Origin of the sequence: Bacillus sp. AF62 (assembly GCF_050312695.1) — a bacterium.
In the GTDB taxonomy this organism is placed as follows: Bacteria; Bacillota; Bacilli; order Bacillales; family Bacillaceae_G; genus Bacillus_A; species Bacillus_A cereus.
The window spans coordinates 1-207 of the sequence record NZ_JBNPJZ010000335.1 but is presented as its reverse complement, the minus strand read 5'-3'; the positions used below and the strand labels follow the sequence as shown (position 1 = coordinate 207).

Below are 207 nucleotides of genomic sequence, written 5' to 3'. Positions count from 1 at the left end.
CTGGGCTAGCTGGATTCGAACCAGCGCATGACGGAGTCAAAGTCCGTTGCCTTACCGCTTGGCTATAGCCCATCGAATTCTTACTTAATTATATGTAAGTATCAATTAAATTATTTGTAATTTTTAAAATAAAAATGGGGCGACTGATGGGAATCGAACCCACGAATGCCGGAGCCACAATCCGGTGCGTTAACCACTTCGCCACAA

1 tRNA gene is annotated in these 207 nt (G+C 44.0%); it reads right to left on the bottom strand.

The annotated features are described in order from the left end of the window. Window positions 1–72: transfer RNA gene (locus ACQRBL_RS33050), tRNA-Gln, on the bottom strand. Window positions 73–207: the final 135 nt, after the last annotated feature.